The sequence below is a fragment of the Nocardia sp. NPDC005998 genome (assembly GCF_040614395.1).
Classification (GTDB): domain Bacteria; phylum Actinomycetota; class Actinomycetes; order Mycobacteriales; family Mycobacteriaceae; genus Nocardia.
The window spans coordinates 1-20,672 of sequence record NZ_JBEXUI010000020.1; the positions used below are offsets into that span (position 1 = coordinate 1).

Annotated in this window: 21 protein-coding genes and 1 pseudogene; 9 read left to right on the top strand and 13 right to left on the bottom strand. The window is 65.6% G+C overall.

What is annotated here, in order from left to right; translation table 11 throughout:
* Positions 1-101 precede the first annotated feature (101 nt).
* Together ABZ293_RS24530 and dapA are read right to left on the bottom strand one after the other, a co-directional pair.
* Positions 102-953: an alpha/beta hydrolase gene (locus tag ABZ293_RS24530; protein WP_355184165.1), complete on the bottom strand. Its 852-nt coding sequence runs from the start codon at positions 951-953 to the stop codon at positions 102-104.
* A 626-nt stretch (positions 954-1,579) separates the two neighbouring features.
* Positions 1,580-2,473, bottom strand: coding sequence for a 4-hydroxy-tetrahydrodipicolinate synthase (gene dapA / locus ABZ293_RS24535; RefSeq protein ID WP_355184167.1), 894 nt, complete (start codon positions 2,471-2,473; stop codon positions 1,580-1,582).
* 72 nt (positions 2,474-2,545) lie between these two features.
* Between dapA and ABZ293_RS24540 the strand changes: the two genes are divergently transcribed.
* The gene (locus ABZ293_RS24540) at positions 2,546-3,451 is read left to right on the top strand and encodes a LysR substrate-binding domain-containing protein (protein ID WP_355184169.1); all 906 of its coding nucleotides are present in this window, start codon (positions 2,546-2,548) and stop codon (positions 3,449-3,451) included.
* Between the two features lie 97 nt (positions 3,452-3,548).
* On the opposite strand, the gene ABZ293_RS24545 is transcribed toward ABZ293_RS24540, so the two are convergent.
* A complete protein-coding gene (locus ABZ293_RS24545) occupies positions 3,549-4,727 on the bottom strand; it encodes an FAD-dependent monooxygenase (protein WP_355184171.1) in 1,179 nt (392 codons plus the stop codon).
* A gap of 129 nt (positions 4,728-4,856) precedes the next feature.
* Between ABZ293_RS24545 and ABZ293_RS24550 the strand changes: the two genes are divergently transcribed.
* Together ABZ293_RS24550 and ABZ293_RS24555 are read left to right on the top strand one after the other, a co-directional pair.
* Positions 4,857-5,159: a Tn3 family transposase gene (locus ABZ293_RS24550; protein WP_355184173.1), complete on the top strand. Its 303-nt coding sequence runs from the start codon at positions 4,857-4,859 to the stop codon at positions 5,157-5,159.
* Positions 5,160-5,221: 62 nt separating this feature from the next.
* Positions 5,222-6,559 (top strand): HEAT repeat domain-containing protein, encoded by a 1,338-nt coding sequence (locus ABZ293_RS24555; protein ID WP_355184175.1) that lies wholly within the window; start codon positions 5,222-5,224, stop codon positions 6,557-6,559.
* A 35-nt stretch (positions 6,560-6,594) separates the two neighbouring features.
* Here the strand turns inward: ABZ293_RS24555 and ABZ293_RS24560 are convergent, their stop codons facing one another.
* Positions 6,595-8,085: a carboxylesterase family protein gene (locus tag ABZ293_RS24560; protein WP_355184177.1), complete on the bottom strand. Its 1,491-nt coding sequence runs from the start codon at positions 8,083-8,085 to the stop codon at positions 6,595-6,597.
* 202 nt (positions 8,086-8,287) lie between these two features.
* On the opposite strand from ABZ293_RS24560, the gene ABZ293_RS24565 reads away from it, so the two are divergent.
* Positions 8,288-9,811: an FAD-dependent monooxygenase gene (locus ABZ293_RS24565; RefSeq protein ID WP_355184179.1), complete on the top strand. Its 1,524-nt coding sequence runs from the start codon at positions 8,288-8,290 to the stop codon at positions 9,809-9,811.
* 75 nt (positions 9,812-9,886) lie between these two features.
* Here ABZ293_RS24565 and ABZ293_RS24570 read toward each other — a convergent pair whose 3' ends face one another.
* Entirely contained in the window at positions 9,887-10,297 is a 411-nt protein-coding gene (locus ABZ293_RS24570) for a nitroreductase family deazaflavin-dependent oxidoreductase (RefSeq protein WP_355184181.1), read from the bottom strand.
* Positions 10,298-10,437: 140 nt separating this feature from the next.
* Between ABZ293_RS24570 and ABZ293_RS24575 the strand changes: the two are divergent.
* Positions 10,438-10,720 (top strand): annotated as a pseudogene (locus ABZ293_RS24575) (hypothetical protein).
* A gap of 312 nt (positions 10,721-11,032) precedes the next feature.
* On the opposite strand, the gene ABZ293_RS24580 reads toward ABZ293_RS24575, so the two are convergent.
* Positions 11,033-11,470: a nuclear transport factor 2 family protein gene (locus tag ABZ293_RS24580; RefSeq protein ID WP_355184183.1), complete on the bottom strand. Its 438-nt coding sequence runs from the start codon at positions 11,468-11,470 to the stop codon at positions 11,033-11,035.
* Between the two features lie 129 nt (positions 11,471-11,599).
* On the opposite strand from ABZ293_RS24580, the gene ABZ293_RS24585 reads away from it, so the two are divergent.
* Positions 11,600-12,259 carry an NAD(P)-binding domain-containing protein gene (locus ABZ293_RS24585; RefSeq protein ID WP_355184185.1) on the top strand — a complete coding sequence of 220 codons (660 nt, stop codon included), beginning with the start codon at positions 11,600-11,602 and terminating at the stop codon, positions 12,257-12,259.
* Between the two features lie 26 nt (positions 12,260-12,285).
* Here ABZ293_RS24585 and murQ read toward each other — a convergent pair whose 3' ends face one another.
* The 5 genes from murQ to ABZ293_RS24610 all read right to left on the bottom strand — a co-directional run bounded on the left by murQ (position 12,286) and on the right by ABZ293_RS24610 (position 17,738).
* Positions 12,286-13,179 carry an N-acetylmuramic acid 6-phosphate etherase gene (gene murQ / locus ABZ293_RS24590; RefSeq protein WP_355184187.1) on the bottom strand — a complete coding sequence of 298 codons (894 nt, stop codon included), beginning with the start codon at positions 13,177-13,179 and terminating at the stop codon, positions 12,286-12,288.
* 22 nt (positions 13,180-13,201) lie between these two features.
* On the bottom strand, positions 13,202-14,065 hold the full coding sequence (locus tag ABZ293_RS24595; RefSeq protein ID WP_355184189.1) for a MurR/RpiR family transcriptional regulator: 864 nt from the start codon (positions 14,063-14,065) through the stop codon (positions 13,202-13,204).
* Complete coding sequence (locus tag ABZ293_RS24600; RefSeq protein ID WP_355184191.1) at positions 14,052-15,221, bottom strand: anhydro-N-acetylmuramic acid kinase; 1,170 nt, start codon at positions 15,219-15,221, stop codon at positions 14,052-14,054. The genes ABZ293_RS24595 and ABZ293_RS24600 overlap by 14 nt, the downstream gene beginning before the upstream one ends.
* Complete coding sequence (locus ABZ293_RS24605) at positions 15,221-16,750, bottom strand: sodium:solute symporter (protein ID WP_355184193.1); 1,530 nt, start codon at positions 16,748-16,750, stop codon at positions 15,221-15,223. The genes ABZ293_RS24600 and ABZ293_RS24605 overlap by 1 nt, the downstream gene beginning before the upstream one ends.
* A gap of 73 nt (positions 16,751-16,823) precedes the next feature.
* Positions 16,824-17,738, bottom strand: a complete 915-nt coding sequence (locus tag ABZ293_RS24610) for a BadF/BadG/BcrA/BcrD ATPase family protein (protein WP_355184195.1) — start codon at positions 17,736-17,738, stop codon at positions 16,824-16,826.
* A 124-nt stretch (positions 17,739-17,862) separates the two neighbouring features.
* On the opposite strand from ABZ293_RS24610, the gene ABZ293_RS24615 reads away from it, so the two are divergent.
* On the top strand, positions 17,863-18,378 hold the full coding sequence (locus ABZ293_RS24615; RefSeq protein WP_355184197.1) for a DUF1992 domain-containing protein: 516 nt from the start codon (positions 17,863-17,865) through the stop codon (positions 18,376-18,378).
* Between the two features lie 52 nt (positions 18,379-18,430).
* On the opposite strand, the gene ABZ293_RS24620 is transcribed toward ABZ293_RS24615, so the two are convergent.
* Together ABZ293_RS24620 and ABZ293_RS24625 are read right to left on the bottom strand one after the other, a co-directional pair.
* The gene (locus ABZ293_RS24620) at positions 18,431-18,724 is read right to left on the bottom strand and encodes a chorismate mutase (protein ID WP_355184199.1); all 294 of its coding nucleotides are present in this window, start codon (positions 18,722-18,724) and stop codon (positions 18,431-18,433) included.
* A gap of 21 nt (positions 18,725-18,745) precedes the next feature.
* The gene (locus tag ABZ293_RS24625) at positions 18,746-19,405 is read right to left on the bottom strand and encodes an RraA family protein (protein WP_355184200.1); all 660 of its coding nucleotides are present in this window, start codon (positions 19,403-19,405) and stop codon (positions 18,746-18,748) included.
* Positions 19,406-19,611: 206 nt separating this feature from the next.
* Between ABZ293_RS24625 and ABZ293_RS24630 the strand changes: the two genes are divergently transcribed.
* Entirely contained in the window at positions 19,612-20,217 is a 606-nt protein-coding gene (locus ABZ293_RS24630; protein ID WP_355184202.1) for a TetR/AcrR family transcriptional regulator, read from the top strand.
* A gap of 26 nt (positions 20,218-20,243) precedes the next feature.
* Positions 20,244-20,621, top strand: a complete 378-nt coding sequence (locus ABZ293_RS24635) for a TIGR03668 family PPOX class F420-dependent oxidoreductase (protein ID WP_355184204.1) — start codon at positions 20,244-20,246, stop codon at positions 20,619-20,621.
* Positions 20,622-20,672: the final 51 nt, after the last annotated feature.

The following is a 20,672-nucleotide window of genomic DNA, read 5'->3' on the forward strand; positions in this document are numbered from 1 at the left end:
GGGCGCCCAGCCGGAGGGCAGGACGCGCGATGCGGTGGCCGCCGCGGCGCGTGGCGATTGGTTGTTCGCGCCGGCGACAACCTAGGGGTGCGGCGATGGCCTCACACGACCGCGGGGCGCCTGGCCGCGTTTTCGGCGATGGCCGCGACAATTTCGTCGAGCAGGGGCGCGGGTAGGTCGTGGCCCATTGCGTCGAATGGCAGGTAGATCGATCCGGGGATCGCTGCGTGGGTGGCCTCGCCGCCTGCGATCTTGATGAGTGAATCCTCGGCGCCGTGAATGACCAGCGCGGGCAGCCGCAGTTGCTGCAGGTTACTCGTGCGGTCGGGGGCGATCATGGCCGCGGTCACCTGGCGTCCCGGGCCCTCGGGGTGGCGCGCGCGGTCGTAGGCGTGGGTCGCGAGCGCGTAGCGGCGCTCACGCTCGCTGTCGGCGTAGGTCTTCGAGCCGATGAGCGCGTACAGACGGACGATCTGCTCGATCGCCTCGTCACGATCCGGTGGGAGCGGTTTGGTCAGCTCTTGGAGCACGTCCCCATCGGCCATGCCGATGCTGATGTGCGGCGTGCTCATGATCGAACACAGCGACCGCACCCGCTCGGGGTACTCGATCGCGAGCAGTTGGGCTACCATCCCGCCCATCGAGGCACCGACGACGTGTGCCTGCTCGATACCGAGATGATCGAGCAACTCGACGGCGTCGCGCGCGATCGCTCTCAGGTAATACTGGCTCGGCGTGATCTTCCACTCGGTCAGACCGCTGTCGCGGTTGTCGGGACGGATCACCCGATAGCCCCGCTCGCCGAGGTGGTCGACGACTTCCTGGGGCCAGTGGATCAGCTGCGAACTCAGCCCCATGATCATCAGCAGCGGTTCCCCCGCCGGATCACCCTCGTCGCGATAGCACATCCTGACCTCGGATAGCTCAGCGAATCGGTCGCGCTCATCCTTCATGATAAACCTCCCGAAGTTGTGGCCGGACGACTGCAAACATACAGCAAGCAAGATGTAGCGATGTGAAATTGCCAGTAACTCAACGTAAATCCGTCATCGGCAGCTACATCCGACCACGTTTGTTCAACAACCGGCAATAGCAGGGCAACACAGGAGTTGTCGTACATCAGGTAGAGATCCACGCCAGATGGCGCAAGAGGCGACCAGTCGGAGTCAGCGAAGCCGCACCGGCAGCTATCGCAGCCGAGGACTGAGCACCAGCACCATGAATGCAGCCCGACACTGAACCCTTTGTGGCGCAACGCATCCTGCGACAGCAACAGTGGGTCACTGGGCGGCTGGCGCGAAAGACCGTCTTTCTTCCCGCACCGTGAGCGGCATCGTGTGATGCAGTTGCGGCAGTCGGAACCCATCGACGCAGCTCGTGACGCTCGGGTGGTCCGGAGTCGATGTGTAGCGGATTTACAGGGATGTTGTTGGGCGCGATGAATCCTGTTGTGGTGCTCAGTTATTGGAAACCGGGGCGCTGCGATGAAGTTCCACAGGTTGCGATCGAGCCCCGCAGGTCATGCAGGGCGACTCGGAGTCATCGGACTCCGAGAGCACCGGGATCAAAGTCCTGATAGTCAGGCCGGGACGGTTGTAGGGATTTGGGCCAGGGCTTCCAGGGCCGAGGCGGTGGTGTCGGAGGATGCGGGGAGAAGGGGGAGGCGGACGGCGGGGGTGGGGATGCGGGCTTGGGCGGCCAGCGCGGATTTGATGACAGCGGGGTTGGGTTCGGCGAAGAGGGCTGCGGAGAGGGGGGTGAGGCGATGGGTGAGTCGGCGAGCTTCGGGGATGGGGCCGGTGTGCCACAGGCGGATCAGGGTGGCGAAGGCAGAGGTGGCCAGGTGGGCGCTGGCGAGGATGGCGCCCGATGCGCCGAGAGCGATGAGTGGGGCGGCGTGTAGGTCGTCGCCCGCCAGGACGGAGACGTCCGGTGGGAGGGTGCCCATCAGGGTGATGGTGGTGTCGTCGATGCTGCCGACAGCGTGTTTGAAGCCAATGATGTTCGGGATGCTGGACAGTTGGCGCAGGGTGTCGTGGCCCAGCGCGCGGCCGGTACGGTGCGGAACGTTGTAGACGATAAGGGGGACCGGACTGGTGGCGGCCAGATGGCGGAAGTGAGCGAGGATGCCCGCTTCCGAGGGGCGGGTGTAGTAGGGGACGACGGTGAGCGCCGCGGTGACGGTAGAGCCGAGGGCGGCGAGGGCTTCGGCCGAGGCGGCGGTGGAGTTCGTGCCGGCACCGGCGATCAATGGGGCGTTGCGTTCTCGGCAGACGGTGCCGCAGATGTCGAGGACGCGGTGGCGCTCGTCAGGTGTCAGGGTGGCGGTTTCGGCGGTGGTACCGAGGGCGACGATTCCTGTCGCGCCGTCGTCGAGTACCTGGTGGGCGAGACCGGCAAGGGCATCGGCAGCCAATTCGCCGTTGGCGGAGAAAGGCGTGATCAGGGGAACGAAGAGGCCGGTGAGCGTCATGATTCCCAGACTGCCGCGCGCCCTTGCTTCAGGTCCAGTTCACGTTTGTTCCGATAAGCATAAGCTGAACTGATGCTCGATGTCCGTAAGCTGCGCCTGCTGCGTGAATTGGCCCACCGCAAGACGATCGCGGCGGTCGCCGAGGCGATGAGCTATACGCCATCGGCGGTCTCCCAGCAGTTGACCGCGCTGGAACGGGAAGCCGGTGTGCCGCTGCTGGAGCGGACCGGACGGCGCGTCACCCTCACACCGGCCGCACTCACCCTGGTAGAACACGCGGAAACCATTCTCGCCGCGCTCGAGCAGGCGACGGCCGACCTCGCCGCCTCCCGCGCCGCGCTCACCGGAACGCTGCGCATCGGCGCCTTCCCGACGGCAGTCGCGACAATCCTGTCTCCGGCGCTGATCTCGCTCAGCCGAGACCATCCGCAACTGGAACTGCTTGTGACGGAATTGGATCCGGCGACCGTCCCGGATGCGCTGCGTAGCGACACGCTGGATATCGCGCTGGTCCAGGAGTACGACTATGTGCCCGCCGAGCCCGGTCCCGCTCTGGATACCGAGCCGCTGCTGGAGGAGACGATCTACCTGGCCGCCCGCACCGCCGCGTCATTGTCGCAACACCGCACCGCCTCGTGGATCCTCGGAACTCCGGGCACGCTCTGCCACACGATGACGATCCGGGCTTGCCAGGCAGCCGGATTCACGCCACAGGTTCGCCACCACGTTGACGACTTCAGCACCGTCCTCGCACTGGTCGCGGCCGGACAGGGCGTCGCCCTCGTCCCGGAACTCGGCGCACTCACCCCACCACCCAGCGTGGTGCTGACAGCCCTGCCGACCCGCCGCACAACCCACTTGGCCTACCGGCGCGGTACTGGCGCGCACCCGGCTGTGGTCGCGGCCCGCGCCGCATTGCGCGCCTCCGCCGCAACGATTTCCAGCGGTCCGTCACCCCGCCTGCTCGAATCACGCTGAGTCCACCCAGGTGCAGATCGCCCGGTAGAGCCGAAACGGGATGGGAGACGCACCCGAGATCGGTGCGGCCCCCATTCGTTCTAGGTCCGGCTGAAGATCACGGTAGCGGATCCTGTCCGAGGTGACGTTGCCCGTTGATCGCACCGGCCCGTACCGCCGCGAATCCGTAGTCGATCATCGCGGTTTCGTACGCACGCAATGCGGTGATCGGATCGTCGTCCGCGGCGGCGTCGGTCAGGGCGGCGGTCAACCGCGCCGCATCGCGCAGCGCCGTGCAAGCACCGGAACCCGCCGCCGGACTCATCGCATGGATCGCATCGCCGAGCAGGGTCACGGAGGTGGTCGGCCACGGATCGATCGGAACGCAGGTGCGCAGTGGGAGTGCGAACAGTGAATCCGGCACACAGTTCGCCACGATCTCGCGCACGCGCGGATGCCAGTCCCCGGTCGCCGCGGTCATGATGGCGTGCAGTTGCGTGCCGTTCATCGCGCGCAACGTATCCGCCGAATCCGCGAACCATTCCCGCCGCGCGCCGAAAGAGCATGTCATGTAATCGGATACCGGCAGCAGCCCGAGGCCCGCCATCGCTCCGGCCCGCTGCGGCGGCACGGGAAACTGTACCGGCGCGACACCGAGGTAGGTGCCCTCCGGTCCGGTGATCACGGTGAAGACGCCGAACATATCTTCGTCGAACAGATTCCGCGTGCGGTCGGTAAGCGGAACCGCGCCGTAGAGCTGGCGCACCCCGGTGTCGACGATCCGCGCATGCGACAGATATTGGTGTCGCACCGCGGAATTCACGCCGTCGGCGGCGACGAGGACATCACCCTCGGCGCGGCTACCGTCGGTGAAGTGTGCGACAACTCGACCATCGCACTGAATCTCATAGCGCCGCAACTCCTTTCCGAATTCGACCGCGTCCTCGATACCCGCGAGCAGCAACTGTCGCAGCACGAGCCGGTCGACGGCCAGCGACACCGCCGCCGGATCCGCGTCCGCCTGGATGAATACCCGCTCGAGTCGATGGTTCAGCACGGTGAATCGCGGATCAGGCAGTCCGGCAGTGGCTCCGAACACCCGCAGCAGGTGCGGCGGCAGCAATCGTTCCAGGGCGTCCCTGCCGTGGCTGTCGATGTGTAGCCGATAGCCCTGTCGACGGGAAGTCAACGCCGAATCGCGTTCGTAGACAGCAACTTCGATTCCGGCCCGGCGTAACCCCTGAGCGAGGCCGAGGCCACCGAGACCAGCCCCGATGACGATCACTCGAAAACTCATGACGCTCCCTTCGCGCACAACAACGGAAGGGACGCACAGGTCGCACTCGATGGTGCGGTGTGAAGCGGAAGCTGACCGGACTAACCCATACCGGCCCATGGTCTTCGCGCGTCCGTAGCCATGACGATAGTGACCAGAGCACCGATCATCAAGCAGATACGCTACGCGCGGTCGGCATCGCTCACCGGCGCCGACCGCGAGCACGCCGAGGTGTCGATGCTGGCGCCGCACCTGTTGCAATCGGCGTTGGTGCACATCAATACCCTTCTGCTACAGGCCGTTTTGGAGGATCCACAATTCCACGACCTGATCGGCGAGAACGAGCGCCGCGCGATGTCGCCGCTGTTCTGGTCCAATATCAACCCCTACGGCCGGTTCCGGGTCGACATGAACATCCGCCTGGACCTCACCCGCGACCGGGTTGCAGGCTGAGAACCGCCAGGGCCGGCAGCAGACATTCGACGGACCGATTGTTTCTACCTATGGTGTGGCCCATGCGCATTTCTTCGTTGGTCGAGCAACTCAGGGCGCTCGACCCGGGCCATCGGCAGGCCGCCGCCAACGCGCTAGTGGCGGCGAGTGCGCTGGCGGTAGGACCGCTGGTGGCGGCGTTGCGCGACTCCGATCGCTGGTATGCCCATAATTACGTCGAGGTGCTGCAACAGATCGGCGACCCGGCATTGCAGCCACTGGTGGACGCGCTCGCGAACGGCACATCGCCTCGGGCCCACAACGGGGCACCATCACGGATGAACCCCATCGGCCAAGCACTCGAGGGGCTTCGGGTATCAGACCGGAACATGTTCGTTCCGTTGCTACACCACGAAAGTCGCAATGTGCGGTCATGGACGTGTTCGGCGTTCGCGGCCATGGGCACCGGGGCCGCGGAATGCGTTCCCGCGGTGCTTCCATTGCTGGCCGACGAGGACCCGGATGTGCGCTACTCGGCCTGCCAGGTGTTTCGGCGACTGCCCGACGAATCACTGTCGCACCTGCCCGCGCTGCTTCCACTGCTCGCCGATCCCGTCGACTTCGTGCGTCGCGAGGCCAGCCATGTGATCGGCGGGATCGGCCCGCGCGTGGTGCCCGTGCTGCGTGCGATGCGGCGTTCACCCAGCCCGTACCGCTGGCACGCACTCACCGGACTTGCGGAGATCGTTGGCTGGGACGGGCTCGACCTCGCCGATCAGGCACTGGTTCAACGCCTGATCAGGATCAGGATTCCCCACGAAGTACCGGAGCCGTTCGACCCGGACGGCCAGTGGTACGCCATTCCCACCCACGACCAGGCGGCCGTGCTCGGCGCGCTCGACCTGTCAGACCCGATGCCGGTCACGATGCGGCTCGGCCAGGCGGCGGCCTCGAATGGGTTCATCTTGGACGGGAAGGTTGGCTACGTTACCCCCGTCCTCGACGGATGGACGCTCGCGTTCGTGTGGTCTCTCGATCTCGAGGACACCACAGCGGCCCTCAGCCACCGATTCGGCACCGCCCACGGCTATCTCAATTGGGACGACTATCACGGATCCGGCTTCGCCACCGGATGGTGCATCGCCGAGCACGGCACGATCATCCGTTCCTACATCCATCAGGATGAGGCCTACGAGACCGGTCCTCCGATCCTGGCCGAGCACGGCTATCTCCTTCCCCATGAGGACGATCCCGACGGGTCGAACGACGTCGACCGGTGCTATGCCACCGACATTGCAGCACGTATCTCGGTCGATCCGACAACGATTGGGCCGCACACCCGGGTCAAAGGTCACCCGGTGCTGGCCGTGACCGCTGACGGGCGACGCGACGGTGTCACGCCAGGCGCGCTGCCCATCTGACACATGAACCTCTCTTCCAGCGGCGAGCACCCGGCCTAGGCGACGGACTTCCGCAACGCCGCCAACTCATCCGCACGCGGATCACTGACGTCGACCGATTCCGGGCTGTTGAAGATCCGCACCAGCCGTGTATCGGGTTCGAACTGTGGCCATCCGGGATTGCCGTGCTCGGCGAAAGCCACCCACGCCGAATGGATTTCGTCGGCCAGTGCCTGGGGTGGGTTGGGACCGGTCAGTGCGTGCGCACCGTTGAGCGCATCGAAGACGAAGGGCACCTCCAGTACGTGGCACGCACCGAGCCCGTCGATGCCCGACGGCCAGGCGAACTCGTAGGCGTAGGTCGGCGCGCCCGCCGCGGCGATCGATTGCGCGAGGTGCAAGGTGTCGGAACGGAAGGCCCGATCAGTGATGATCGCGGCAAAGATATCCGCGGGTGCGGCCGCCGGGCGGTTCGCTCCATAGATATCCGCTAGCGCGGGATCCATTCCATAGCGAGCCAGTACGAAAGGCAATGTCTCCGTGGTGATTCCGGCGGCAATACCGGTCGGGACCGTAAAGAAGCGGAACTCCTCCGCAGTGCATCCCGCGATGAACGGCACGGCCCGCTCAGTCTGCTCGGCGAGCACATTGAGCGGCCTACCCTCGACCACCTCACCATCGATCACAGGAAGCAAACTCATGATGCCGAGCCCGTTCGCGATGATCGACGAACCCCAGCGCTCCGGATCCGGATCGCTCATCAACTCGAGTGCGAGCGCATCCTGCGCGGCACGCAGTTCATCCGGGCCGAGGCGCCCGAAATCGTCCGCTACGGTATTGATCCCGAGCATCGTGGCCAATTCACCGGCCAGTTTGCGCGCATCTTCGGCGGCGACTGCCGCGGAGCCATTGCCGCTCTGCATAATCGCCTGCCGGAACAATCCGCGCGACAGCGGCGAAGCCATCAGCAGTGCCACACTCATCCCGCCCGCCGACTCACCGAATATCGTGACCCGGTTCGGATCCCCGCCGAACGATTCGATGTTCTCCTGCACCCACCGCAGGGCGAACAGTTGATCGTGCAGTCCGCGGTTGAGCGGAGCGTCCGCCACCGCCGCGAATCCGGAAATGCCGAGCCGATAGTTGATCGAAACCAGCACGACCCCATCGCGCGCGAACCCCGCACCGTCGTAGATCGCCCTCGCATTGGACCCCCGGACATAGGCACCGCCGTGAATCCACACCATGACCGGCAGTCCCGAACCGCCCGGATCCGGCGTCCACACATTGACATTCAGATATTCGTCGCCCGGTATCCCGTCACTGCCGATCAGCGCGTGAATCGGCGGGGCATACGGCGATTGCACACAGGTGGCGCCATGGGTGAGCGCATCCCGAACGCCCTGCCAGTCCGGCACCCGCGACGGCAGCCGGAACCGCGCGGGCCCCACCGGCGCCGCCGCATACGGCACTCCGAGAAATGCGCTCACTCCGGCGGTCGTCCGGCCACGAATCTTGCCGCCGGTGACGGAAACGATCGGTTCCATGGGTCTCCTTCGTCCGACTCGATTCTCTACGCCGCGCCGCCCCAAGACCACAGAATCCATCAGCTCGCACAACTTCGGAATGGCCGAGGATGCGCGGCGGTGGTGCAGGCCGGCACCGGCCACCAGCACGGCAGGGACCGACGCAAGGCATACGCAAGCCGACGCAAGACCTCCGCAACTATCGAACGGCAGAGTCGGATTCATGAACGAGACATTCGATGTGGTCATCGTGGGAGCCGGACCGGTCGGGCTGATGCTGGCGGGCGAACTGCGCCTCGGCGGCGTGGATGTGCTGGTGGTCGAACGGCTGATGGAACCCGATATGACCATCAAGGCCGGTGGCATCAATGTGCCCACCGCACAAGCCTTCTACCGGCGCGGACTGCTGCCCGATCTGCTCGAACAGCAGAACGCCGCACTGGAGCGCTTTCGCGCCGCCGGTACGTACCTGAGCCCCGAGGCGACCGCCAAGCGCCCGCCGTTCGTCGGTCATTTCGCGGGCATCATGCTCAGTACATCCCATGTCGACTTCGACGATCCGGCCTTCGCCGACCTGGGCCCGGGCGCCGAGGCGGTCATGGTGGCCCAGCAGGGGATCGAGGCGATCCTGGCCCGGCGCGCCGCCGAGCTCGGCGTCCAGATCCGTCGCGGCGTCGAGCTGACCGAATTCGATGACGACGGAACCGGTGTCACCATTCGCGTCGGCGACGATACCGTCCGCGCGGACTGGTTGGTCGGGTGCGACGGCGGCCGCAGCACGGTCCGCAAACAGGCCGGATTCGATTTTCCGGGGCTGGATCCGGAGATCACCGGACATCAGGCGCTGGTCGAGATGACCGGCGCGGAACAGCTGCGACCCGGCTGGAACTCCACCGACAATGGAATCTATGTCAACGGCCCGATGCCGGGTCGTATCGCCACGGTGGAACTCGACGGCCCGCCCGCCGATCGCACCGCGCCGGTGACCGCGGCCGAATTGCAGGCCAGCCTGCGCGCGGTCTCGGGAGTGCCGGTCGAGATCACTGCCGTGCACTCCGCGACCCGGTTCACCGATAACACCCGCCAGGTCACCGACTACCGCAACGGCCGTATCCTGTTGGCGGGCGATGCGGCCCATGTGCATTCGCCGTTCGGCGGACAGGGCCTCAATCTCGGCATCGGCGACGCGGTCAACCTGGGCTGGAAACTGGCCGCCGTGGTGCGCGGCGATGCGAACGAGACCCTGCTCGATACCTACACCACCGAACGGCATCCGGTCGGCGCGTGGGTGCTGGAGTGGACCCGCGCCCAGATCCCCCTGATGCGACTCGACCAGCGCAGCAGGGCATTACGCGGTGTGATGACCGATCTGCTCGCGACCCGCGACGGCGCGACCGCCATCTTCAAGAAGATCTCCGGTGTACTGCACCGCTACGACCTCGGCACCGGACACGACCTGATCGGCGCGGTCACGCCGGATATCGAACTCTCCGACGGTAGTCGGCTCGGCGCGCACTGCACCGACGGGCGCGCAATCCTGTTGGACCTCACCGATTCCCAGGACCTTCGGGCGATCGCCGCACCGTGGTCCGATGCGGTACGCATCGTCACGGCGAAACCCGTTGCACCACGGGAGCTTTCCGCGCTATTGATCCGCCCGGATGGCTATGTGGCCTGGGCCGCGGACTCCGGCGTGCATGCCGGGCTGCTCGAGGCGCTGCGCCGGTGGTTCGGCGACAAATCCTGATCAGCCGGATATGTGGTGCCACATCGAGATCGGCACGGTTGAGCCGCGGCCCCACGTGACCGCGGCTCAACCGAGTCAGGCCTGCTGGCGATGCACCGCGACGACCGGAATCACCCGGGACGTGTTGGCCTGGTATTCGCCGAAACCCGGCATGATCTCGACCATTCGCGCATACAGTTCGTCGCGTTCGGTACCGGTCACCACCTCGGCCTTCGCCGGGTAACTCTCGGTGCCGATCTCCACGGTGAACTCCGGATTCGCACGCAGATTGTGGTACCAGGCCGGATGCTTGTCCGCGCCGCCGTTCGAGGCGATGAGCACGATGCGCTCGCCGTCCGGGAGGTAGACCAGCGGGCTGGTGACCTGGCGGCCGGACTTGGCGCCCGTCGTCGTGATCAGCACCATCCGGGCACCTTCGAACATGCCACCGACCTTGCCCTCGTTCGCGCGGAACTCGTCGATCACCTGCGCGTTGAAATCGTTCACTGCACTCCCATCGTTCACGGTGTCACCCGCACCAACTCCGAGGACGGGTTCGAAATTCCAACACGCTCCTTGCCGGATGGACCTTCGCGGGAATACAGTACGTACGTACGGCTTGGTTGAGTCGACGACTGGAGCTGCCGATGTGGGATCCCAAGAAGTATCTGGCCTTCGGTGACCACCGCTCGCGCCCGTTCTTCGATCTGCTGGGTCGAATAGGGGCCGAGGATCCACGCCGTGTCGTCGATCTCGGCTGTGGTCCGGGACATCTCACCGCATCGCTGGCCGAACGTGGAGTGGGTCACCGGAACCGCTTTGCGCCCGGTGCGCGATGCACTCGACGACGCGGGCTGGCAGGAGTTCATCGCACAGCTGGCGCCACTATTGCGTGCGGCCTACCCGCGCCAACCCGACGGCACCACCTGACTGCCGTTCCGGCGGGTCTTTGCCGTTGCGCACAAGACCGGCTGAGGCCATCGCGATCGTTATGGTCCGCGCAAAGGTATCCCGATAACGCGCAACTATGCTTTCCAGCTATATCTCGGTGGTGTTCTCGGGCAGCAATCCCTACTTCGGAAAGGTTCTGCGATGGTTCCCAGCGTTGCGCCCTGTGCCTGCGGTCCCGATTGCCGGTGCGGTTGCCAGGAGGGCGGTACGTGCTCATGCGGCGGCGACAAATGCCAACAGGACTGACCAAATAAAATCGAGGCTCCCGAATCCGGGAGCCTCGGTTCGTATTCAGGCAGTACCCGGCGCGACGAACATGAAGCTCTTCTCCTCGACACGCCGCTTGATCCACCACCGGCCATCGATACGCTCGAAGGTGTCGAGATACCAGAGCCCACACAGCATCAGGCTCTGCTGACCTTCACCGGTCGAGACCAGCATCGGGTTGTGGCACATCGTGCGCCCGGTGGCGATGTCACCATCAACGGTGATCGACGTATTGCTGATCAGATGCTGGAACGCAAGGAAGTTCGGCATGATGGTCGCGAGAAATTTCTTCGTCGATTCGAGATCCCCCACCGCGCCGCCCATAGCCGAATAGTCGATATGCGCATCCGGAGTGAAGACATCATCGAGCAGATCCCACTGTTGGGTGTCGACCGCATGCGAGTACCGGACCATGAGGTCCTCGATCTCCAAACGGTCCGAAATCTCCTGCAGGGACAACATGGTGCCTCCGAATTGCCGACACAGCGTTCCGCCGGGCCGCGGAACTGTGAGTCAGGGTAGCGTCGAAAACGATTGGCCCCGCGCAGTTCCAGCAATGCGTCGGGAGAATTTCGGTTACCGAGGAGTGGTATGAGAATAGGCGTCATCGGTGCGGGCCGGATCGGCGGCGGTATCGCCCGCCAACTGGCCATGGCGGGGCACCAGATTCAACTGGCCTTCAGCCGGAATCCGGACACGCTCACGGCCTTGGCCGCCGACATCGGGCGCGACGTCACGGTCGGTGCACCCGCCGCGACGGTCGCGATCTCCGATGTCGTGGTGATCTCGATGCCGTGGCCGGTGCTGCCGGAGGCGTTGGCGCAGGTGGGATCCCTCGCGGGCAAGATCGTCATCGACACCACGAATCAGTTCGGTGCACCGCAGCCACCGGAAGGTGTGACGGCCGCGCAGTTCAATGCCGAGCGGATGGCCGGCGCGCGCTACACCAAGTCGTTCAACACGCTGACCTCGAGCTTCCAGGCCGAGGCCGCCCACCGAGTCGGCGCTGACCGGGTGGTGCAGTGGCTCTGCGGTGACGACGCGGAAGCCAAGCTGATCGTAGCCGGGCTCATAGCCGACGCCGGGTTCGTGCCGGTGGATCTCGGTGCGACCGCGGCCGCCGCGGTTATGGAGGCCCCGCGCCGCGACGGTGCGGTATACGGCGAGGAGTACCGCGCCGACGAGGCCGATGCTGTGGTGACGGCGGTGGCGGACGGCAAGCCGATTCCGCCGACGCCCGAGTATCAGTGAGCCTGCCGGTGGCGTAGGAGCAGTATCTAGCCGATGGCGTCGCGCACCCGACCGTCCGCGTCGTGCAGAAGGCGCCGTGCCGCTGGTGCGTCTACTCCGGCCAGACGCATGACGATGGCGGTTTTGACTTGGCCGCCGGCTGCGTCCAAAAGTGCTGCGGCGGTGGCGGGATCGGCTTCGGTTGCTTCGGCGATGATGCGGCGGGCACGGTCGATGAGTTTGGCGTTGGTCGGCTTTACGTCCACCATCAGATTGCCGTAGACCTTGCCCGCTTGGACCATGGCGGCGGTGGAGAGCATATTGCACACCATCTTCTGTGCGGTGCCCGCTTTCAGGCGGGTGGAACCGGTCAAAACCTCAGGGCCCGTGTCGATTTCGATGCCGACGTCGGCGTGTGCGCTGGCCTCGGCATTGCGGTTGCACGAGATGGCGACCGTCGCGGCGCCGATCGAGCGGGCCTGTCGCAACGCGCCGATGGCGTAGGGAGTTCGTCCGCTCGCGGCCAGTGCCACGACCACATCGTCGCGGGTGAGCTCGATGGCGGACAGGTCGGCAGCGGCACGGGTCGGATCGTCCTCGGCGCCCTCGACCGCGCGCAGGAATGCCTGCGGTCCGCCCGCGATGATCCCCAGCACCTCCCCGGGATTAGTGCCGAAGGTCGGTGGGCATTCCACCGCATCGAGTACGCCGAGACGGCCACTGGTGCCCGCGCCGACATAGATCAGTCGGCCGCCGCGCTGCCGCGCTTCGACGATCAACTCGACCGCCCGTGCGATCTCCGCAAGCGCCTGCGCCACCGCCGAAGCCACACCGGCGTCCTCGGCGTTCATGGTGCGCAACAACTCGTCGATCGGCATCGAGTCGAGTGTGGTGGTGCGCGGATTGACCGCTTCCGTTGTCAGCGAACCGATTTCGCTCACCGTGCCACCGATGTCACGAAATTCATTCGGCCTCCTTGGTTCGGCGATCGGCCACCGCCTCGTAGGTGCGACGCAGGGCTTTGGCGGCGGACGGTGTGCGTTGCAGGACTCCGACGTACAGTGCGTCGACGATCAGCAGCTGGCTCATGCGGCTGGCCATTGCCGCGGAACGGAATCCGTCTTCGCGCCCGGCAACCAGCACCGTGTGCCTGGCGGAATTCGCGAGTCCGGAATGCGTTCCGGCCGTCACTGCGACCGTGGTCACCCCCGCTTCGGCGGCTCGGCGCACCGCTTCGACGACCGCGGCGGTTTCACCCGAATGCGAGAATGCGACGCTCACATCGCCCGCCTCCAGCAGGCTGGCCTGTACCAGCGCATCGTCTTCGGATGTGCATGCGGCGCACCACATTCCGATGCGTGTCAGCTTCTGTGCCATATCCATCGCGACGAGTCCGGAGGCGCCGATGCCGACGAGCAGCACGCGGCGCGCACCCACCAGTGCATCGACGACGGACTCCATCGTCGCCGGATCGGCGAGCTCCGCGGTCGCCACCATGCCCTCGGTTTCGAAGGCGGTGAGTTTGTGCAGCACCTTCGACAGTTCGTCATCGGCATCGATATCGGTGGCGAAGACCGGCGATCCCTCATCGCCACCGACCGCGGCCAAGGCGAGTCGCAGCTGCGGATAACCCTCGTAGCCCAGCGTTTTGGCCAGCCGCACCACCGCCGACGTGCTGGTCCCCGACCGCTCGGCGAGTTGGCTCACCGTCAGCTGTGCGGCAGCGCCCGGATCGTGCCGGATCACCTGCGCGACGCGCAGCGCGGTCGGTGTGAGCCGCGGCAGCGCCGCCAGCAGGCGAGTTCGTACGTCATCACCCTCGGACATGGTTCACCCTGAGTCGTCGGGGCACAGTGGTGGGAGCGGCGGGCAGCGTGAACCCGGCCGCTCCCGGGGTGATCGACCCGAGTATGGCGGCGCGTCTGGCTCCGGTACAGGCGGGATGGCTGCCCGCGAGGCCGTGTGCGGTAAGGAAGCCGAGCACGGCGAATGCGGTGGCCTCCTTCGCGGCCGAGGGGAGTCCGAGTTCATCGGAGGTGCACAGTTTCGCGTCGTCCAAGTGCGCGCCGAGCAGCGCCATCAAGGTGGGATTGCGCGTTCCGCCGCCCGAGACGATGACTTCGGTCGGGCGCAGCGGCGCGAGGGCGTCGGCGATGGTGCGTGCGGTCAGCTCGGTCACACTCGCGACAATATCGTCGGTGGATAAGGTACGGCCGTCCAACACGCGCTCCAGATAGGCATGGTTGAACAGCTCCTTCCCGGTTGTCTTCGGTGCCACTGCGCGGTAATAGGGTTCCGCGAGAAGGGTTTCCAGCAACCGCGCGTCGACCTTCCCACGCGCGGCGCGCACTCCATCGCGATCGAAATGCGCGGCACCGCCGGTGCCGCGTTCGACCGCGGCATCGATCAACGCGTTCCCGGGTCCGGCGTCGAAGGCGACCGGCTGATCACCGGTGACGGTGACATTGGCGATCCCGCCGATATTCAGTACCGCCGCACGCCCCGGGCGCCCGGCCAGCCACAGCACATCGAAGTGCCCGACGAGCGGCGCGCCCTGCCCGCCCGCGGCGATATCGCGCGAACGAAAGTCGCTGACAACCGGTACACCGGTGCGTTCGGCGATCCAAGCGGGCTGACCGAGCTGCAGGGTGCCACGGGTCGCGCCGTCGGACACCCAGTGGTAAACGGTCTGACCGTGCGATGCGATGAGATCGGCACTGCCGCCGAAGAATTCGTCCATCCCGGCGGCGGCCGCATCGGCGAAGGCCCGACCGATCGCGGTATCCAATCGGCACACGGTCGCCATATCGACCGAACCCGGCGGCAAGGCGGCGATGAGTTCCGATCGCAACGAGCCGGGATACGGCCGGCTGAGCTGTCCGATGAGTTCGACGTGCACGGTCTCGTCCCGCAGGACGATATCTGCGCCCACGGCATCGATCGCATCGTGCGATGTCCCCGACATCAAACCGATGACGCGCACTATGCCACCGCCGCAACAGGTTCCGGCTCTTGCGGCGTGGATGCGGGATGGAACAGACTCGCGATCGCCCCGACTACCAGGGTCACGAGCACACCGATCGGCACCAACCACTGCGCCGCGATACCCTTTTCGACCACCTTCCCCGCAACAGTGACATCGATCTTGACGACCCGCACCACGAACGTCATCACGATCACCGTGGCGATGAACGCCACGATCGCATCGAACTGATTGGCGCGCGCCACCAGCCGCCCGAGCAGGAATGCGCCGAGCAGCGCACCGTAGGTGTATCCGGCGATGGTGAGTGCCGTCAGATACACATTGCCGGTCGTCGCGCTGAAACCCATCGCGAACAACGCCATCAGCACCGCCCACACCAGCGTCATCACCCGAGCGAGTCGCAGCAGCGTGTCATCGGCGAGCGTCCGGCGTGAAAAGCTGCGAACAATATCGGCGACCGTCGAATTCGCCATCGAATTCAGTGCCGAGGACAGCGAACCCATTGCCGCGCCGAGGATTCCGGCGACGAGCAACCCGGAGATCACCACCGGCAGACCGTGCAGAATGAAATTGGGGTACAGACTGTCCGCGCTGGCCAGCCCGAGTTCCTTGGCCGTCTTTCCGCCGTTGTAGGACCACAGCAGCACACCGACCAGGGAGAATGCGGCGAACTGGATGGCAACGAAGATGCCCGAACCGATCATCGCCTTCTGACTGTCGCGCAGCGACCGCGTCGCCAGGATGCGTTGCACGATCAACTGATCGGAACCGTGTGAGGCCATCGCGAAGATCGCCCCGCCGACTATCGCCGTCGGGAGCGCGAAGGTGCTGGTCAGTATGTGTGCGACACCGAAATCGGTATCGAAGACGCGGAACTTGCCCGCGTGCAGTGCATCCGACCAGCCCGAGGCCCCGACGTGACCGGTGAGCACGCCGATCGCGATCAGCGCACCGGTGAGGTACAGGCCCATCTGCAGCGCATCGGTCCAGATCACCGCCTTGATGCCGCCCAGGTAGGTGTATATGACGGTGAGCAGCGTCAGCGCGATAATGATCGCGTCGTAGCCGAAGTCGAGCCCGAACTCGCTGAGCAGCAACTTGATCGGTATGGCGGAGGCGAACAGTCGCACGCCCTCGGCGAGCAGCCGGGTGAACACGAAGGTCACCGATGCCACACCCTGCAGATAGCGGCCGAAGCGCAGCTCGAGGTATTGATAGGCGCTGACGAAACCGCCGCGCTTGTACAGCGGGATCAGCACGATCGCCACGATTGTGCGCCCGATGATGTAACCGATGGCGAGCTCGACATTTCCGAAAGCCTGATCGGTGTACGCGCCGCCGGGAATCGAGATGACTGTGAGCACACTGGTTTCGGTGGCCACCACCGAGAGGCACACTGTCCACCACGGCATTCGGCCCTCGCCGACGAAATAGTCGCTGCTGGACTTCTGTTTGCCGGACAGCCGCAGGCCGATCCACGCGACAGCGACGAGATAGATGACGATGACTGCGAGATTGAGTGCGTTCAACGCAGCTCCCCGGTGACGCGGCGGACGGAATGAAAATAAGTGTCAGCGGTCGCATGGAGTCTGTCAATGATTGTCAGAGAATTCGTGTGACCAGGGCTTCGAGCGCAGTGGTCCGGTCGAGGGCGAGCAGCGCCGCGCCGTCAATCGGATCACCGAGCGGGTCGCGGCGCTCGATCGCGTCGGCTATCTGCTGGTCGAGCGGGTCCAGCAGTGGTGCACCGAGTTTGGTGAGTCCGCCGGTGATCGCGTAGGGGACCGGCGGGCGCATGCCGGATCGTTCGATGGCGGCGCGCACAGTGCGGCCGAGTGCGCGGGCGGCAGTCGCCATGATCGCCGCCGCGGTGTCGTCCATGGCGGCTGCGACGACGGGCGCGAAGCTGGCGGCAGCCAAGGCCGGATTATGGTGTTCACCAAGGTATTTCGGCAACGCGTCCAGGTCGATGCCGTAATGTTCGCCGACCTTCTCGGCCAGGACGGTCTGCGGCCCCCTGCCATCGTGGGCGCGCAATGCGGCGCGCAGACCTTCCATGCCGATCCAGCCGCCGCTGCCCTCATCACCGAGTTGCGGCCCCCAGCCGTCGACCCTGGTGAACCGGCCCATCGCGTCGACCGCCGTCGCGACGGCTCCGGTTCCGATCGCCAGCACCACACCGGGCGATCCGCCGAGCGCCCCGGCGTGCGCGGTAACGGCATCGGAGGTGATCGCCACCGCTCCTGCGAACTCGGCAAGTCGCCGGGCCAGGAGGGCGGCCGCATCCGGGGCCGATGCGGCACCGGCAGCGCCGACCGAAAGCGTGAAAGTGGCCGGTTTCGGCGATATCTGGTCGATGACCGCGCGAATCGCTCGTTCCGCCTCGGCGATGCCCGCGGCGTGGGCGAGTCCCGGCGCGCCCGGCGCTTCGGCATAACCCGTCTGGCTACCATCGACACGCAGCGAACCGCGACAGCCGGTCTTGCCGAGATCGATCGCGAGGATACGGCTGGTCATGAGAAACATGCTTACCAGCAGACCCACGACGGCCGATTGGCCTAGTCGCTGCCCAACCAGCGATCCTTGGCGCGGCCGGACGTCCGTAGACTGGAGATATGGACGTTCCGTCGAAGCTATCGCCATGACCGAGCGCAAACCCCTCGGTGTCACCTTTGAATCGTGGATCGACAAACAGATCCGCGAGGCCACCGAACGCGGCGAATTCGAGAACCTCCGCGGCGCGGGCAAACCGATTCCGAACTCCGTCGATGACGAGAACTGGTGGCTGAAGAGCTACCTGCGTGGCGAAGGAGTGCGTGCGGACGGCCTGCTGCCACCATCCCTGATACTGCGGCGCGATATCGAGGATCTCCCGGAATTGGTGCGGGATATGGCTTCCGAGCGCGAGGTTCGCGAAACGATATCGGAGCTGAACCAGCGCATCGTGGACTGGCTTCGGATGCCGCATGGACCATATGTCCGGGTCGGACCGGTGAATACCGAAGAGGTTGTCGCGCAGTGGCGCAGTGACCGAACTGCCGCGCGCCGAAGCAAGCAGCCGAAAATGACTACGCCGAGCCCTCATTCCGCGTCTTCAGCAGCCGAACCCAGTTGGTGGCAACGGATTACGCGTCGCCGCTCGACCCGACAGGCCTGATACCCGGGCCAACGTTTGTACAGCGATCTACCGCGACGACCGAATGTCGAGATCAGCTCTGTCGCAGCGCGGCCTGCTCGGTGAGTTCGAGTTCGATGAAGGCATCGATCATGGCCCGCCAGACCGACTCCGCGACGGCGGGGGCCAAACCCGCCTCCGTCGCACGCTCGCGGGCCAGCTCCACCACCTGCGCCACCCGATCCGGCGCGCGGACGGCATGTTCATCGGTCTTGAACGCCGCCGCCGTACGCACCAGGCTCTGGCGCTGAGCCAGGAAACGGATCAGCTCCGCGTCAACGGCATCGATGCGGGCACGGACCTCGGCGAGCGATTCGGGTGCGGACACAGCCGCCCATCCTACGGGCCGTCAGACCAGAAACCGCAGTGCCGAGGGTTCGCCGCGTTCGAGTGCGGCGGTGTGCTCGGCGACGTTCAGGCCGTCGCTGAGCGTCGACCCGGCGTCGAGCAGCGCGACAAGTTCGGCCTCGGCTCCCTTGACCGCAGCCGCCGTGTCGAGCAATGCCTCGATCCGTTCGGGATCGACAACAATGACTCCTTCCGCATCGGCCAGAATCAGATCACCGGGAGCCACCTCGACACCTCCGCAGCGCACCGGGATCTGCAGCTGGCCGAGTTGAGAAGTGCTGCCCGCCATCGGCGTAACGAATCGGCTGTACACCGGCAGCGCGCAGTCGCGCACATAGGCGATATCGCGGTACCCGCCGTCGACGATGATGCCGCCGAGGCCGCGCACGAGCGCGCCGCGGGCGAACAACTCTCCGGCGAAGGCAATATCGGCCCCGCCGCCATCGACCACCAGGACATCGCCGGGTGCGGCCGTCTCGACGGCCCGCAGGACAGCGAGGAAGTCACCGCGACAACGGACGGTGAAGGCGGGGCCGAAGATGCGCGGCTCGGCGGATCGCGGTCGAATCGCGCTGTCCAGCACCCGCGTCGATTTATCGGCGTCGCAGATGGCCGTGGTATCGACGGCGCGGAATTTGGTGACGAGCTGGTCGGTCGGCATCGGTGACGCCCCTTCGAGACTCGGATGGCGGGATCAGCTGGCATCGTACGGTCCGCCCGCCGATCGAGGTCAGCGACGCTTACGACCGGGCGACCAGATCGCAATCGGAACCGGGCCGACCAGAACCATGCAAAACGATACTATTAGTATCGCTACGCTACTATCAGTAGCATATCGCTCCACGATTGCGATAGACTTCGTTGGAGATGGCCGAGCAGGAATCCGAAGATCCGCGAAAGATAAGGTCCCGCAACCGATTACTGGACGCGGCGGCCGAACTGCTGCTGTCCGGCGGTATCGAAGCGGTCACCATCGATGCGGTGGTCCGCACCTCGAAGGTTGCCCGCACCACCCTCTATCGCCACTTCGATAGCAGCACCCAGTTGCTCGCCGCGACCTTCGACCGACTGCTGCCGCCACCAGCCGAGGCGCCGACTATCGGACCGCTGCGTACCCGGCTCGTCGAATTGCTTTACCACCAGGCCAGACTCATCAATGAGGCACCGCTGCAACTCACCACCTTGGCCTGGCTCGCGCTGAGCCCCGAGGTGGCGGATCAGGGCTCCGCACTGGCCGTTCTGCGTCATCGATTCATCGAGCAGCACCGCGCCCCATTCGAAGAGGTACTCGGAACTTCGGAAACCGCAGCACAATTCGTCGACTACGACACCGAACTCGCGCTGCTGCAGCTCGTCGGCCCGATACTCCTCGCGAAACTCGCGGGCCTGGAACGCGACGATCGCGCCGATTGCACCCGCATCGTCGATGACTTTCTGGCCGCCCGGCAGGCAGGACGGGTGCGGTGCGACTGACCGCGAAGGTAGCGCGGGAGCGGTTCATGGCAGAACCGGTAGCCCGGCTTGCCACCGTGTCAGCGGACCTGCGCCCGCACCTCGTGCCGATCGTCTTCGCGGTCGCCGACGACATCATCTACACCGCGGTCGATGCGAAGCCCAAGACGACCACCGCGCTACGTCGCTTGGCGAATATCGCCGCGAACCCGTCGGTTGCCGTTCTCGCCGATCACTACAGCGACGATTGGACGCAACTGTGGTGGACCCGCGCGGACGGCATCGCGCGCATCGCCGACGACTCCGAAGCCCTACTGGCCCAACAGTTGCTCACCGCACGCTATCCGGTGTACCTGACCCAGCCGCCGCCCGGACCGGTCGTCGCCATCAATGTCATCCGCTGGTCGGGATGGGCCGCAAGCTGACCCGAAGTGCTGGGTTAATGGCCGATCACGGCAATAGCGTTGGGCGATCGT